The organism is Mycobacterium seoulense (assembly GCF_010731595.1).
Lineage (GTDB): Bacteria > Actinomycetota > Actinomycetes > Mycobacteriales > Mycobacteriaceae > Mycobacterium > Mycobacterium seoulense.
In genome coordinates this window covers 2,501,015-2,515,206 of the sequence record NZ_AP022582.1, presented here as the reverse complement: position 1 = coordinate 2,515,206, position 14,192 = coordinate 2,501,015, and the positions used below count along the sequence as shown (strand labels likewise).

13 protein-coding genes and 1 pseudogene are annotated in these 14,192 nt (G+C 68.3%); 11 read left to right on the top strand and 3 right to left on the bottom strand.

Annotation, left to right across the window (positions count from 1 at the left end; genetic code table 11):
* The first annotated feature begins 188 nt into the window (after window positions 1-188).
* The 10 genes from G6N37_RS11465 (at window position 189) to G6N37_RS11420 (ending at window position 11,302) form a co-directional block, all read left to right on the top strand.
* Complete coding sequence (locus G6N37_RS11465; RefSeq protein WP_163680128.1) at window positions 189-932, top strand: CoA transferase subunit A; 744 nt, start codon at window positions 189-191, stop codon at window positions 930-932.
* 75 nt (window positions 933-1,007) lie between these two features.
* Window positions 1,008-1,658 (top strand): CoA transferase subunit B, encoded by a 651-nt coding sequence (locus G6N37_RS11460; protein WP_163680125.1) that lies wholly within the window; start codon window positions 1,008-1,010, stop codon window positions 1,656-1,658.
* Window positions 1,659-1,669: 11 nt separating this feature from the next.
* Complete coding sequence (locus G6N37_RS11455) at window positions 1,670-3,241, top strand: carboxyl transferase domain-containing protein (protein ID WP_163684927.1); 1,572 nt, start codon at window positions 1,670-1,672, stop codon at window positions 3,239-3,241.
* 5 nt (window positions 3,242-3,246) lie between these two features.
* Complete coding sequence (locus G6N37_RS11450; RefSeq protein ID WP_163680122.1) at window positions 3,247-5,253, top strand: acetyl/propionyl/methylcrotonyl-CoA carboxylase subunit alpha; 2,007 nt, start codon at window positions 3,247-3,249, stop codon at window positions 5,251-5,253.
* Window positions 5,250-6,416 (top strand): acyl-CoA dehydrogenase family protein, encoded by a 1,167-nt coding sequence (locus tag G6N37_RS11445; protein WP_163680119.1) that lies wholly within the window; start codon window positions 5,250-5,252, stop codon window positions 6,414-6,416. Before G6N37_RS11450 ends, G6N37_RS11445 begins: the two co-directional genes overlap by 4 nt.
* A gap of 49 nt (window positions 6,417-6,465) precedes the next feature.
* Window positions 6,466-6,960 carry a MaoC family dehydratase gene (locus G6N37_RS11440; protein WP_163680115.1) on the top strand — a complete coding sequence of 165 codons (495 nt, stop codon included), beginning with the start codon at window positions 6,466-6,468 and terminating at the stop codon, window positions 6,958-6,960.
* Window positions 6,957-7,778: an HpcH/HpaI aldolase/citrate lyase family protein gene (locus G6N37_RS11435; RefSeq protein WP_163680113.1), complete on the top strand. Its 822-nt coding sequence runs from the start codon at window positions 6,957-6,959 to the stop codon at window positions 7,776-7,778. Before G6N37_RS11440 ends, G6N37_RS11435 begins: the two co-directional genes overlap by 4 nt.
* A gap of 207 nt (window positions 7,779-7,985) precedes the next feature.
* Window positions 7,986-9,086 carry a pyruvate dehydrogenase (acetyl-transferring) E1 component subunit alpha gene (pdhA, locus tag G6N37_RS11430; RefSeq protein WP_163680110.1) on the top strand — a complete coding sequence of 367 codons (1,101 nt, stop codon included), beginning with the start codon at window positions 7,986-7,988 and terminating at the stop codon, window positions 9,084-9,086.
* Window positions 9,087-10,142 carry a 3-methyl-2-oxobutanoate dehydrogenase subunit beta gene (bkdB, locus tag G6N37_RS11425; protein WP_163680107.1) on the top strand — a complete coding sequence of 352 codons (1,056 nt, stop codon included), beginning with the start codon at window positions 9,087-9,089 and terminating at the stop codon, window positions 10,140-10,142.
* The gene (locus tag G6N37_RS11420; protein WP_163680104.1) at window positions 10,139-11,302 is read left to right on the top strand and encodes a dihydrolipoamide acetyltransferase family protein; all 1,164 of its coding nucleotides are present in this window, start codon (window positions 10,139-10,141) and stop codon (window positions 11,300-11,302) included. The genes bkdB and G6N37_RS11420 overlap by 4 nt, the downstream gene beginning before the upstream one ends.
* A 10-nt stretch (window positions 11,303-11,312) precedes the next feature.
* Here the strand turns inward: G6N37_RS11420 and G6N37_RS11415 are convergent, their stop codons facing one another.
* The 3 genes and pseudogenes from G6N37_RS11415 to G6N37_RS11405 form a co-directional block, all read right to left on the bottom strand.
* Window positions 11,313-11,603 (bottom strand): hypothetical protein, encoded by a 291-nt coding sequence (locus G6N37_RS11415; protein WP_163680101.1) that lies wholly within the window; start codon window positions 11,601-11,603, stop codon window positions 11,313-11,315.
* Window positions 11,604-11,703: 100 nt separating this feature from the next.
* Window positions 11,704-12,474, bottom strand: coding sequence for an enoyl-CoA hydratase (locus tag G6N37_RS11410; RefSeq protein ID WP_163680098.1), 771 nt, complete (start codon window positions 12,472-12,474; stop codon window positions 11,704-11,706).
* A 376-nt stretch (window positions 12,475-12,850) separates the two neighbouring features.
* Window positions 12,851-13,255, bottom strand: a pseudogene (locus G6N37_RS11405) (hypothetical protein); the annotation flags it as partial.
* 222 nt (window positions 13,256-13,477) lie between these two features.
* Here G6N37_RS11405 and G6N37_RS11400 point away from each other — a divergent pair.
* On the top strand, window positions 13,478-14,170 hold the full coding sequence (locus G6N37_RS11400) for a type 1 glutamine amidotransferase domain-containing protein (protein WP_163680095.1): 693 nt from the start codon (window positions 13,478-13,480) through the stop codon (window positions 14,168-14,170).
* Window positions 14,171-14,192 lie beyond the last annotated feature (22 nt).

Sequence of the window (14,192 nt, the reverse complement as noted above, 5' to 3'; positions counted from 1 at the left end):
ACCCCCGTCCAGTTGGTTAATCGTCACTAACTTAGCACGAGTTATTCACGATTAACCTGCTGCAACGGGCGGCCGCGGCCCGGCGCCGTCGTCCCTGGACCGGTGGGACCGGCGATGGTATTCTTCAGCGACGAGTTAATGAGCATTAACTCAAAACACCGCCCGACGGCAAGGAGGCTGCTGCGGCGATGGACAAGGTGGTGGCGACGGCCGCCGAGGCGGTTGCCGACATAACCGACGGGTCGTCCCTGGCGGTCGGAGGTTTCGGGTTCTGCGGCATCCCCGAGGCGTTGATCGTCGCGCTGGTGGCCACCGGGGTGCGTGACCTGGAGACGGTGTCCAACAATTGCGGCGGAAACGGTGTCGGGCTGGTTCACCTCTTGGAGCACAAGCGAATTCGCCGGGCCGTCGCCTCCTACGTCGGAGACAACCGGGAGTTCGCCCGCCAGTTCCTCGCCGGTGAGCTCGAAGTGGAGCTCACCCCGCAGGGCACGCTGGCGGAGCGGCTGCGCGCCGGCGGGATGGGAATCCCGGCCTTCTACACCGCGGCGGGGGTGGGGACCGCCGTCGCCGACGGTGGGCTGCCGTGGCGCTACGACGCGTCCGGCGCGGTGGCGGTTTTGTCGCCGCCCAAGGAGACCCGCGAGTTCGACGGTGTCACCTACGTTCTGGAACGCGCGATTCGCACGGACTTCGCCCTGGTGCACGCCTGGAAGGGCGACCGGCATGGCAACCTCGTCTACCATCGGGCGGCCGCCAACTTCAACCCCGACTGCGCGCAGGCCGGCAGGATCACGATCGCCGAGGTGGAACACCTCGTTGAGCCGGGAGAGATCGACCCCGCGGCGGTGCACACCCCGGGTGTCTTCGTGCAGCGGGTGGTCCACGTGCCCGACCCCGTCAAGCCGATCGAGAAGATGACGGTGCGGTAATGCCTGCGTCACGACGATGCCGTGGGGGCACCGCCCGCTTGCGGGGGATGGAGCGATGAGGAGCAGTGGCGCCTGATGCCGTGGAGTAGAGAGGGTTTGGCCGCGCGGGTGGCCGCCGAGTTCGAGGACGGCCAATACGTCAACCTCGGCATCGGCATGCCGACGCTCGTGCCCAACCACATCCCGGCCGGTGTCACCGTGGTCGTGCATTCGGAAAACGGCATCCTGGGCGTGGGACCGTATCCCCGCCCCGGCGACGCCGACGCGGATCTGATCAACGCGGGCAAGGAGACGGTCACCACCATGCCGGGCGCGGCGTTCTTCGGTTCCTCGACCTCGTTCGGGATCATTCGTGGCGGACACCTCGACGTGGCCGTGCTCGGCGCGATGCAGGTCTCGGCGACCGGTGACCTGGCCAACTGGATGATTCCCGGAAAGATGGTGAAAGGCATGGGCGGTGCGATGGATCTGGTCCACGGCGCCCGTAAGGTGATCGCGATGATGGAGCACACCGCGCGTGACGGCAGCCCGAAAATCGTTGCGCGCTGCAGTCTCCCGCTGACCGGTGTGGGCTGCGTCGACCGCATCATCACCGACCTGGCCGTCATCGATGTCCGCGACGACGGTTTGCACTTGGTCGAGACCGCCCCGGGCGTCTCGGCCGACGAGGTGCTCGACAAGACCGAACCGCCGCTCGTGCTGGCGACAACCGGGAGGCATTCGTGAGTTCAGCTGTGATGACCGCGCCATCGTTCGCCGACGAACACCGCCGGCTGGTCGCCGAGTTGAACGCCAAGCTGGCGGCCGCGGCACTGGGCGGCAACGAGCGCGCGCGCGAACGTCACGTCAGCCGCGGCAAGCTGCTGCCGCGCGAGCGGGTGGATCGACTGCTCGACCCGGGCAGCCCGTTCTTGGAGCTGGCCCCGCTGGCCGCCAACGGCATGTACGACGACGAATCCCCGGGGGCCGGGATCATCACCGGGATCGGCCGGGTGGCCGGGCGCGAGTGCGTGATCGTCGCCAACGACGCCACGGTCAAGGGTGGCACCTACTACCCGATGACCGTCAAGAAGCATCTGCGCGCACAGGAGGTCGCGCTGCAGAACCGCCTGCCCTGCATCTACCTGGTGGACTCCGGCGGCGCCTTCCTGCCGCGTCAAGACGAGGTGTTTCCCGACCGTGAGCACTTCGGCCGGATCTTCTACAACCAGGCGACCATGAGCGCCAAGGAGATCCCGCAAGTGGCCGCCGTGCTCGGTTCGTGCACGGCGGGCGGCGCCTACGTGCCGGCCATGAGCGACGAGGCCGTCATCGTCCGCGAGCAGGGCACGATCTTTCTCGGGGGTCCGCCCCTGGTGAAGGCCGCCACCGGCGAGATCGTGTCGGCCGAGGACCTCGGCGGCGGCGACCTGCATTCGCGGGTCTCCGGTGTCACCGACCACCTCGCCGACGACGACGAGCACGCGCTACGCATCGTGCGTGACATCGCGGCCACCTTCGGCCCGCGCGAGCCCAGCCAGTGGGAGGTCCGGCCCGTCCGCGAGCCCAAACACCCGCAGACCGAGCTCTACGACGTGGTTCCGCCGGACCCCCGGGTGCCCTACGACGTGCACGAGGTGATCGTGCGGCTGGTCGATGGCGGCGAATTCAGCGAGTTCAAAACCAATTACGGCAAGACGCTGGTGACCGCCTTCGCCCGCATCCACGGCCACCCGGTCGGGATCGTCGCCAACAACGGCGTCCTGTTCAGCGAATCCGCCCTCAAAGGGGCGCATTTCATCGAGCTCTGCGACAAACGCAAGATCCCCCTGCTGTTCCTGCAGAACATCGCCGGGTTCATGGTGGGACGCGACTACGAGGCCGGCGGCATCGCCAAGCACGGCGCCAAGATGGTGACCGCCGTGGCCTGCGCGCGGGTGCCCAAGCTGACCGTCGTGATCGGCGGATCCTATGGCGCGGGCAACTATTCGATGTGCGGACGGGCGTACTCGCCACGCTTTTTGTGGATGTGGCCCAATGCCCGCATCTCGGTCATGGGTGGCGAGCAGGCCGCCTCGGTGCTGGCCACGGTGCGTGGTGAGCAGCTCACCGCGTCGGGCAAACCCTGGTCACCCGACGAAGAAGAGGCCTTCAAGGCGCCGATCCGCGCGCAATATGAGGACCAGGGCAACCCGTACTATTCGACCGCGCGCCTGTGGGACGACGGCATCATCGATCCGGCCGACACCAGAACGGTTGTCGGGCTGGCCCTTTCGGTATGTGCTCACGCCCCGCTGGAGCCGGTCTCCTACGGCGTCTTCCGGATGTGATGACGATGTTCGAAACCGTCTTGGTGGCCAACCGCGGCGAGATCGCGGTGCGGGTGATGCGCACGCTGCGCCGGCTGGGTATCCGCTCGGTCGCGGTGTACAGCGATCCCGACGCCGACGCCCGCCATGTCCAGGAGGCCGACACCGCCGTGCGCCTCGGGCCCGCCGCGGCCCGCGAGAGCTACCTCGACATCGGCAAGGTGCTCGACGCCGCGGCGCGGACCGGGGCGCAGGCCATCCACCCCGGCTACGGATTCCTTTCCGAGAACGCCGAATTCGCTGCGGCCTGCGAGCGCGCCGGGGTGGTGTTCCTGGGCCCGCCGGCTCGGGCGATCCAGGTGATGGGCGACAAGATCACCGCCAAGAACGCGGTCGCCGCCTTCGACGTCCCGGTGGTGCCGGGGGTGGCCAAGCCGGGACTGAGCGACGACGAGCTGGTCGCGGCCGCCGAAGAGGTCGGCTATCCGGTACTCATCAAACCGTCGGCCGGTGGCGGCGGCAAAGGCATGCGCCTGGTCGACGACCCGAGCCGGCTGCGCGACGCCCTGCTCGGCGCCCGCCGGGAGGCCGCCTCGTCGTTCGGCGACGACACCCTGTTCATCGAGCGATTCGTCTTGCGGCCCAGGCACATCGAAGTGCAGGTGCTCGCCGACACCCACGGCAACGTGGTGCACCTCGGCGAGCGCGAATGCAGCCTGCAGCGGCGCCACCAAAAGGTGATCGAGGAGGCGCCCTCGCCGTTGCTCGACCCGCAGACCCGCGCCCGCATCGGGGCGGCGGCGTGCAACACCGCCCGCAGCGTCGACTACGTCGGCGCGGGCACGGTGGAGTTCATCGTCTCCGCCGACCGGCCCGACGAGTTCTTTTTCATGGAGATGAACACCCGGCTGCAGGTGGAACACCCGGTCACCGAGGCGATTACCGGCCTGGACCTGGTCGAATGGCAGCTCCGGGTGGCGGCCGGAGAGAAGCTCGGATTCGCCCAGGACGACGTCGAATTGCGCGGGCACGCGATCGAGGCCCGGGTCTACGCCGAGGATCCCGCGCGGGGATTCCTGCCCACCGGCGGCCGGGTGCTGGACGTCGCCGAACCCTCCGGCGCCGGCGTCCGCGTCGACTCGTCGTTGCTCGCGGGCACGCTGGTCGGCAGCGATTACGACCCGATGCTCAGCAAGGTGATCGCCCACGGGGAGGATCGCGACGAGGCGCTGGCGAAACTCGATGCGGCGCTGGCGCGGACCGCCATCCTGGGGGTGCAGACCAACGTCGAATTCCTCCGGTTCCTGCTGGCCGACGAGCGCGTGCGCGCCGGCGACCTGGACACGGCGCTGCTCGACGAGCGGGTGGCGGACTTTACACCGCTACCGGCGCCCGACGACGTGCTCGCCGCCGGCGGCCTCTACCGCCAGTGGGCCCTGGACCGTCGGGCCGCGGGTGACCCGTGGGCCGTGCCGACCGGGTGGCGGGTCGGGGGTGCGCCGGCGCCGGTGCGCACCGAGATGCAGACCCCGCTGCGCAGCGACACCGTGTCGGTGTGGGGCGCACCCACGGGCGCCCGGGTACAGGTGGGCGCGGGCGAGATCCATCCGGCGAGCGTGCACGTCGACGGCGCCCGCATGGACGTCACGTTGGACGGCGTGCGCCGCGAATACCGGTGGGCGGAGGCCGACCGGCACCTGTGGATCGCCGACGAGCGGGGCGCCTGGCATCTGCGCGAGGCAGAGGAACACAAGATCCACCGCGCCGGCGGCGCGCAGCAGGCCGAGATCCTCAGCCCCATGCCCGGCAGCGTGATCGCGGTCCAGGCCGCCTCCGGCACCGAGGTATCCGAGGGCGACGTGGTGGTGGTCGTCGAGGCGATGAAGATGGAACACTCACTCTCCGCGCCGGTTTCGGGACGCGTGGAGCTGTTGGTGTCCGTCGGCGATCAGGTCACCGTCGACCAGGTGCTGGCCCGGCTGGTCCCCGAAGAGCCCGACACAGCAGTCGATTCGAGTAAGGACGAGACATGACGACATCCATTACCGCGGGAACGCTTCCCAAGGAATACCAAGACCTCCGCGACACGGTGGCCGAGTTCGCGCGCGCGGTGGTCGCGCCGGTCTCGGCGAAACACGATGAGGAGCACAGCTTCCCGTACGAAGTCGTCGCCAAGATGGGCGAGATGGGGTTGTTCGGGCTGCCCTTCCCCGAGGAGTACGGCGGGATGGGCGGCGACTACTTCGCGCTGGCGCTGGCCCTCGAGGAGCTCGGCAAGGTCGACCAGTCGGTGGCGATCACCCTGGAGGCCGGCGTCGGCCTCGGCGCGATGCCGATCTACCGGTTCGGCACCGAGGAGCAGAAACAGAAGTGGCTGCCGGACCTGACCGCCGGCCGGGCGCTGGCCGGCTTCGGGCTCACCGAACCGGGTGCCGGCTCCGACGCGGGCGCCACCCGCACCACCGCCCGCCTCGACGGCGGCGAGTGGGTGATCAACGGCACCAAGCAATTCATCACCAACTCCGGCACCGACATCACCTCGCTGGTCACCGTCACCGCGGTCACCGGGACCCTCGCGGGTGACAAGAAGGAGATCTCGACGATCATCGTGCCCAGCGGCACACCGGGTTTCACTGTCGAACCGGTCTACAACAAGGTCGGGTGGAACGCGTCGGACACCCACCCGCTGACCTTCGCCGACACCCGCGTCCCGGAGGAAAACCTGTTGGGCGCCCGCGGCACCGGTTACGCGAACTTCCTGTCCATCCTGGACGAGGGTCGCATCGCGATTGCCGCCCTGGCGACCGGGGTGGCCCAGGGGTGCGTCGACGAGAGCGTCAAGTACGCCAAGGAACGCCAGTCGTTCGGCCAGCCCATCGGCTCATACCAGGCGATCAGCTTCAAGATCGCGCGGATGGAGGCACGAGCCTACGTGGCGCGCACCGCGTACTACGAGGCCGCCGCGAAGATGTTGGCGGGCAAGCCTTTCAAGAAGGAGGCGGCGATCGCGAAGATGATCTCCTCCGAGGCCGCCATGGACAACGCCCGCGACGCGACCCAGATCCACGGCGGGTACGGGTTCATGAACGAGTACCCGGTGGCGCGTCACTACCGCGACAGCAAGATCCTCGAGATCGGCGAGGGGACCACCGAGGTGCAACTGATGCTCATCGCGCGGTCGCTGGGGCTGTCATGACCCGCGCCGGCGACGATGCAGAGCGGAGCGATGAGGAGGAGCGGCGCGCATGACCGAAGGCAAGTCGATCATCCAGCGGGGCTTGTGGTTCGAGGAGTTCGAGATCGGCACGACGTACCTACACCGGCCGGGCCGCACCGTCACCGAGGCCGACAACGTCTTGTTCACCACGCTGACGATGAACACCCAGTCGTTGCACCTGGACGCGGCGTGGGCCGCCGACCAGCCCGGCTTTCGGGGCGAGCGGTTGGTCAACTCGATGTTCACGCTGTCCACGCTGGTGGGGCTGTCCGTCTCGCAGCTGACGCTGGGCACCATCGTCGCCAACCTGGGCTTCTCCGAGGTGTCGTTCCCCAAGCCGGTATTTCACGGCGACACCCTGTACGCGGAGACGGTGTGCACCGGCAAGCGCGAGTCGAAGAGCAGGCCCGGGGAAGGGATCGTCACCCTCGAGCACACCGGGCGCAACCAGCATGGCGACGTCGTCGCGCGCGCCGTGCGCACCACCCTGGTCCAGAAGCGCCCGAGCGAGGAGGCCAAGTGAACCTGCGAGCCGCCGGCCCGGGTTGGCTGTTCTGCCCGGCCGACCGTCCCGAACGTTTCGCCAAGGCCGCCGCCGCCGCCGACGTGGTGATCCTCGACCTCGAGGACGGGGTGGCCGAATCCGACAAGGCCGCCGCCCGTAAAGCGCTGCGGGAGAACCCACTGGACCCCGCGCGCACCGTGGTGCGGGTCAACGCTTCCGGCACCGAGGAGCACGCCCGCGACCTGGACGCCCTCGCCGAGACGCCGTACACGACCGTGATGCTCTCCAAGACCGAGTCGGCCGCGCAGGTGTCCGCGCTGGCACCGCGCGACGTCATCGCGTTGATCGAGACACCCCGCGGGGCGGTGTTCACCACCGAGATCGCCGCCGCCGAGGGGACCGTCGCAATGATGTGGGGCGCCGAGGACCTGGTCGCCACGCTGGGCGGCAGCTCCAGCCGGCTGGCCGACGGCACCTATCGCGACGTCGCCCGCCACGTACGGTCGACGGTCCTGCTGGCGGCGTCCACCTTCGGCCGGATCGCGCTGGACGCCGTGCATTTGGACATCCGCGACATCGAGGGCTTACGGGCGGAGGCCTACGACGCCGTCGCGGTGGGTTTCCACGGGACGGTCTGCATCCACCCGACCCAGATCCCGGTGGTGCGCGACGCCTACCGCCCCAGCGAGGAGAAAGTCGACTGGGCGCGAAGGGTATTGGCCGCCGCGCGGTCCGAGCGCGGCGTTTTCGCGTTCGAGGGACAGATGGTGGACTCCCCGGTGCTCAAGCACGCCGAGATGCTGGTGCGCAGGGCGGGGCAGCCCGACGCCGGGTGAGCCTTCAAACCCGCAGGAACCGCCTGGCCGGCGGGCGCGACACGTTCGCGATCAGCGCGGTCTCTTCGCATTCGAGCGCATAATGGGTGGTACGCCAGTGTCGCGGCGAGCGGAGTCTTTCGTGGAGCTGGCGATCGACTTCGGCTCGCGGTGGGTCCCGGTTGAGCACTTGCTGTGACCCCTGCGGCACCGAAGTAGGGAGACGGTATGGCGAACGTGCCTCAACTGCCGATGACCGTCGACCTCGAGCCGGTACGACTCGTCGCCGCGGACGGCACGCCGACGCCCGAGTTCCGCTACAGCCGCGACCTTCCCGAGGAAACACTGTGCTGGCTCTACGAGATGATGGTGATCACCCGGGAGCTGGACACCGAGTTCGTCAACCTCAAGCGCCAGGGCGAATTGGCGTTGTTCGCGTCCTGCCGCGGTCAGGAGGCCGCCCAGGTGGGCGCGACGGCATGCCTGCGCAAGACCGACTGGCTGTTTCCGCAGTACCGCGAGCTCGGCGCGTATCTGGTGCGCGGCATCCCGCCCGGCCACGTCGGTGCGGTGTGGCGCGGAACCTGGCATGGCGGACTGGAATTCACCAAGAAGTGCTGCGCGCCCACCTCGATTCCGATCGGCACCCAGACCCTGCACGCCGTCGGGGCGGCGATGGCCGCCCAACGGCTCGGCGAGGATTCGGTGACGGTCACCTTCCTCGGCGACGGCGCCACCAGCGTGGGGGACGTGCACGAGGCGCTGAACTTCGCGGCCGTGTTCGCCGCGCCGTGTGTGTTCTTCGTGCAGAACAATCAGTGGGCGATCTCGGTGCCGGTCCACAAACAGACCAAGGCACCGTCCATCGCCCACAAGGCGATCGGCTACGGCATGCCGGGGATCCGGGTGGACGGCAACGACGTGCTGGCCTGCTACGCGGTGATGGCCGAGGCCGCGGCCCGCGCCAGGGCCGGTGGTGGACCGACCCTGATCGAGGCGATCACCTACCGGCTCGGCCCGCACACGACCTCGGATGATCCCAGCCGCTACCGGACCCAGGAGGAGGTGGACCGCTGGGCGGCGCTCGACCCGATCCCGCGCTACCGCACCTACCTGCAGGGGCAGGGCCTGTGGTCGAACCGCTTGGAGGACCGCGTCGCTGCCCGCTCGACGCGGATGCGCGCCGAGTTACGCGACGCCGTGTTCGGTGCGCCCGATTTCGACATCGACGAGGTGTTCACCACGGTATACGCCGAGATGACGCCGGGTTTGCAGGCGCAGCGCGACCAGTTGCGGTCCGAGCTCGACCGCCTCGACGAGGAGGCGTGAATGACTCAGCTCGCCGATCGTCCGGCCGGTCCCGCCGAAACACCGCCCGCGGCAACGGAAAACACCGGGCTCGGTACGCAGTCGCTGACCATGGTGCAGGCCCTCAACCGAAGCTTGCGTGATGCGATGGCCGCCGACGACCGGGTACTGGTGTTCGGCGAGGACGTCTCGGTCGAGGGCGGGGTGTTCCGGGTCACCGAAGGGCTGGCCGAAATATTCGGCGAGAAGCGCTGTTTCGATACCCCGCTGGCCGAATCCGCCATCATCGGTATCGCGGTGGGGCTGGCGTTGCGCGGATTCGTGCCGGTGCCGGAGATTCAATTCGACGGGTTCTCCTATCCCGCTTTCGATCAGGTGGTCAGCCACCTGGCGAAGTACCGCACCCGCACCCGCGGCGAGGTCAACATGCCGGTGACGGTGCGTATCCCGTCTTTCGGTGGGATCGGTGCGGCCGAGCATCATTCGGATTCCACCGAGTCGTATTGGGCGCATACCGCAGGCCTGAAGGTGGTGGTTCCGTCCAGCCCCGCCGACGCGTACTGGCTGCTTCGCCACGCGATCGCCTGCCCGGACCCGGTGATGTACCTCGAGCCGAAGCGCCGTTATCAGGTCCGCGGAACGGTCGACACCGAGCGGCCCGAGCCGCCGATCGGGCGGGCGATGGTGCGCCGGCCCGGCTCCGACGTGACGGTCGTGACCTACGGCAGCCTGGTCGGCACCGCGGTCGGCGCCGCGGAAGAGGCTCAGCGGCAACATGGTTGGAGTCTGGAGGTCATCGACCTGCGGTCACTGGTCCCGTTGGACTTCGATACTTTGGCGGCGTCCATTCATCGGACCGGCCGCTGCGTGGTGATGCACGAGGGGCCGCGCAGCCTGGGATACGGCGCCGGGTTGGCCGCCCGGATCCAAGAGGAGATGTTCTACGAGTTGGAGGCGCCGGTGTTACGCGCCTGCGGATTCGACACCCCGTATCCGCCGGCGCGGCTGGAACGATCGTGGCTGCCGGGCCCCGACCGGCTGCTGGACTGTGTCGAGCGGGCGTTGGGGCAGCCGTGAGCGCCGACGAGCGGGTGAAGTCCTTCCGGGTTCCCGATCTGGGCGAAGGATTGCAGGAAGTGACCGTGACGCACTGGAACGTCGCCGCGGGGGACGACGTCGAGCTCAACCAGGTGCTGTGCTCGGTGGAGACCGCCAAGGCGGAGGTGGAGCTGCCCAGCCCCTACGCGGGGCGGATCGTCGAAACGCACGGCGGCGAAGGCGATGTGCTCGCCGTGGGCGCGGTGCTGGTCCGCATCGACACCGCACCGCTCAACGGCGACGCACCCGCGACCGCCGGGGAGGTTCCCACGCTCGTCGGCTATGGCGCGGACGCCGGCATCGACGCCAGCCGGCGGACCAGCCGCCCGCTCGCCGCCCCCCCGGTGCGCAAGTTGGCCAAGGACCTGAGGGTCGACCTGCGTTCACTGCAACGCGACCCCGACAGCATCATCACCCGCGCCGACGTGCTGGCGGCAGCCGACCACAAGGGCGCCGATTACCGACCGGTCCGCGGCGTGCAGGCCCGAATGGCCGAGAAGATGACGTTGTCGCACCGGGAGATCCCGGCCGCGAAAGTCGGCGTCACCGTCGACTGCACCGAACTGATGCGGCTATCGGACCGTGCGTCGGCGGATCAGAAGATGACGCCGTTCGTCCTGACGATGCGGCTACTGGTCATTGCGCTGCGCCACAACGAGATTCTCAACTCAACATGGATTGACTCGCCCGAGGGCCCGCGGGTTCGCGTCGAACATCGGGTGCACCTCGGATTCGGAGTGGCCACCCCACGCGGGCTGCTGGTCCCGGTGATCACCGACGCGCACGACAAGACGACCCGCGAGTTGGCAAGCCGCGCAGCGGAATTGATCACCGGTGCGCGGGAGGGCACGCTCACGCCGGCGGAGCTGCGCGGCTCCACCTTCACCGTGTCGAACTTCGGGGCGCTGGGCGCCGACGACGGCGAGCCGGTGATCAACCATCCCGAAGCGGCCATCCTGGGGATGGGCGCCATCAAACCGCGTCCGATGGCCGTCGGTGATCAGGTCGTGGTGCGCCCGACGATGGCGCTCACCTGCGTGTTCGACCACCGCGTCGCCGACGGCGCCCAGGCGGCCGGGTTCGTCACCGAGCTGAGGGATTTGATCGAGTCACCCGCGACAGCGCTGCTCGACCTCTGACCGGTTCGGCTCAGCTGTGCGGCGGTACGGGGCACCAGAACAGGCCGCAGTTGAAGTTCGGCTGGCGAAAGGGAGGCGGGGGCGGGTACGACGGCGGGTTGTCGGTGTCCCAGCACTGATTCCAATACTTGTTCTCACCCCATGCCGGGTTCCACGGCTGATTCGGGCACCAGTACACCTGCGGCGCGGGCCCCGGCTGGGCGTGGGCGGTGCCGGCAACCAGCGCGAATCCGGCCGTGGCGAGGCCGCTGGACAGGAGGGCCCCGGCGACGATGCGGGTGAGGGTACGGGTGATGTGCACGCTGCATGTCCTTTGCTCATGCGCCAGTCGGTGGCGTCTTCCCCGCAAGCACACGACGGACGCTGCGCTACCGATCCCAACCTGCTAAGCCATGCTGGCACTAGCGGCGTTGCGCTGCGGCCAATCGCTGAGCAAACTCCGGCGACTGGATGGAGTAGGCCTGCGGGCCGAGCTCCGTGCGCATGGCGAACACGTGTTGTTCGTGATCCAACGATCCCGGGCTGACCGTGGCGCGCATGGTTGCCTTCGTCGCCAGCACGACCTCGCGTGGGGCGGCCGCGGGCCCGGCCGCCAGCTCCAGCGCCGCGGCGACCGGGTCGTCGGCGGCGCAGAGCGCCAGGCCGTGGTGGACGGCGGCTTCGGCGTCGAAGCGCATGCCGAAGAGCAGTGCCGCGCGGGCGACCTGGGGTCCCACCGCGCGCTGCAGCATCCACGTCGCACCGCCGCCGGGGTGTAGCCCGAGCTTCTGGAATCGGGCGTCGAACAACGCCGCCGGCCCGGCGATGCGCACGTCGGCCGCCAGCGCGAGATTCAGACCCGCGCCGACCGCCGCGCCGTTGACCGCGGCGATGGTGGGCAGCCGGCAACTGCCGACGGCCATGAAGCCGTCGTAGAGCTGTTGCAGACCCGTCTCGGCTTTGTCGCCGCCAGCGGCGCCGAGTGCGCTCAGATCCGCGCCGGCGCAAAAGGCCTTGCCGGCACCGGTGATCACCACGGCGTGTACGTCGGGATCGGCCTCGGCCCGCTCGACGGCGGCGCGCAGAAGCGCCGACATCCCGGCGGTGACCGCGTTGCGCCGGTCGGGGTCGTTGACGGTGATCAGTGCGACGCGCTTGTCGACAGTGAACAAGACGGGGTCTGACTGGGCCATCGGGTACCTCCGTGGCTTGGGGGTTGGCGGGTCCGGGCGACGCACGATTCGTGTGCCGTCAGCTGTGATTCCGGGGCAGGGTAAGGGTACTGCGCGCGTGCTCGCGAGTTTCGCGCAGTCGGCAACCGCCGCTCTTGCCGGCGACTAAGGCATTTCCCAAACAATGGTGGTGTACCTGCGAATGTGTGAGCGCTTAGGCGCTTGAGCCGACGCCCGTGAGAGCGCTCAGGCATTCATCCGGAGTAAGCGTGCGCGCGCACGACCGCTAATTACAGGCCTAGAATTCAGCGAGTCAACGGGCGCTGCGGTCAAACTCGAGGGCGACGGCATCGCCATGCGTTACGTCGCGATCTCCGGGATTTTGCTCGCACCCGAATTCGGGTCGTGCCAACTTCTTGGCGAGCTGGTCGAGCGCCGCTTGACGCCGTCGGACCGCGCACGCACGTTGGTCGCGCTGCGTTTCCTGGAGCACGGTGGCCGGCAACGCGTCGTGGCGCACCCTCGTGTTCGCGTAATGGATTGCGGCATCGAGCATTTCGATGTAGCGCTCGGCTTCATCGAGGGCGCAGGTGCCTTCGATGCGCTGGACCTCATCCCAACAGGGATAGGAGGAGTACCGGGCATCGAGCCGTTGCTGCGATACCTGCGAACCGAAGTAGCCGCGCCAGTCTCGGCTTAGCCAGCCCCGTGTCTTGACCTCAACTTTGATCCTGTTCCCAAGGCCGGCTACGAACTTTGGTTCCCCAACTCGCACCACCGGTTGCCAGTCGTTCGACGTCATCATCGACCACCCCTCGAATAGAGACGCCCTAAGTCATAATCCCCCTGCAAGCGTCATCTGCTCGCGCGACACGCCAATTGTGGTTCCCCAACGGTCTAATAGGCAAGCCTTGGGGACAACAGCGCGTGTTAAGAACCATTCACACCGCGTGTCTACGACGCTCCGGGGCGAAGGCGAGGCCGAGCTATTGCACGCCCAGACGAGATGGGTGAAGCTTGGGCGATGGCAAAGGTTCTGTTCGTAGTGACCGGCGCAAGTTATTGGACACTCAAGGACGGCACGAGGCATCCGACTGGCTATTGGGCCGAGGAGTTCGCGGCGCCGTACCGCGAGCTCACCGACGCCGGTCACCAGGTCGTCGTCGCCACCCCGAAAGGGGTTGTCCCGCATGTCGATGTGATGAGTCTGCGTCCGTCGATGGCCGGTAGCGAGGAGATCGCGCGGGAACTAGAGGACATCCTGCGATCCGCCGAGGAATTGCGCCGCCCGATCGAATTGGCCGACGCCCGCCTCGAGGACTATGACGCCGTCTACTACCCGGGCGGGCACGGCCCGATGGAGGACCTGTGGCAGGACGCCGACTCGGGCCGGCTGCTCACCGCGGCGCTCGCCTCCGGCAAGCCACTGGCCATCGTCTGTCACGCGCCGGTCGCCATGATGGCCACCCGGCGAAACGGGGTCTCGCCGTTCGCCGGCTACAAAGTCACGGCCTACACCAACGACGAAGAGGATGCCGTGGGGCTCCGTGAGAAGGCCCGGTGGACCGCCGAGGACGAACTGGTGAAGATGGGCGTCGACTTCTCCCGCGGCGAAATCTGGAAGCCCTACACGGTGAAAGACCGCAATCTCTTCACGGGTCAGAACCCGGCCTCCGCCGGACCTTTGGCGAAAGAGTTCATGAAGGAACTCGGTTAAGCGAGTGCCGCAGGCCATCCGG

Coding starts and splice junctions, on each gene's coding strand:
- G6N37_RS11445 (WP_163680119.1), top strand. CDS start 5,250: ATGACGACATCCATTACCGCGGGAACGCTTCCCAAGGAATACCAAGAC.
- pdhA (WP_163680110.1), top strand. CDS start 7,986: ATGGCGAACGTGCCTCAACTGCCGATGACCGTCGACCTCGAGCCGGTA.
- bkdB (WP_163680107.1), top strand. CDS start 9,087: ATGACTCAGCTCGCCGATCGTCCGGCCGGTCCCGCCGAAACACCGCCC.
- G6N37_RS11460 (WP_163680125.1), top strand. CDS start 1,008: ATGCCGTGGAGTAGAGAGGGTTTGGCCGCGCGGGTGGCCGCCGAGTTC.
- G6N37_RS11440 (WP_163680115.1), top strand. CDS start 6,466: ATGACCGAAGGCAAGTCGATCATCCAGCGGGGCTTGTGGTTCGAGGAG.
- G6N37_RS11465 (WP_163680128.1), top strand. CDS start 189: ATGGACAAGGTGGTGGCGACGGCCGCCGAGGCGGTTGCCGACATAACC.
- G6N37_RS11400 (WP_163680095.1), top strand. CDS start 13,478: ATGGCAAAGGTTCTGTTCGTAGTGACCGGCGCAAGTTATTGGACACTC.
- G6N37_RS11410 (WP_163680098.1), bottom strand. CDS start 12,474: ATGGCCCAGTCAGACCCCGTCTTGTTCACTGTCGACAAGCGCGTCGCA.
- G6N37_RS11450 (WP_163680122.1), top strand. CDS start 3,247: ATGTTCGAAACCGTCTTGGTGGCCAACCGCGGCGAGATCGCGGTGCGG.
- G6N37_RS11455 (WP_163684927.1), top strand. CDS start 1,670: ATGACCGCGCCATCGTTCGCCGACGAACACCGCCGGCTGGTCGCCGAG.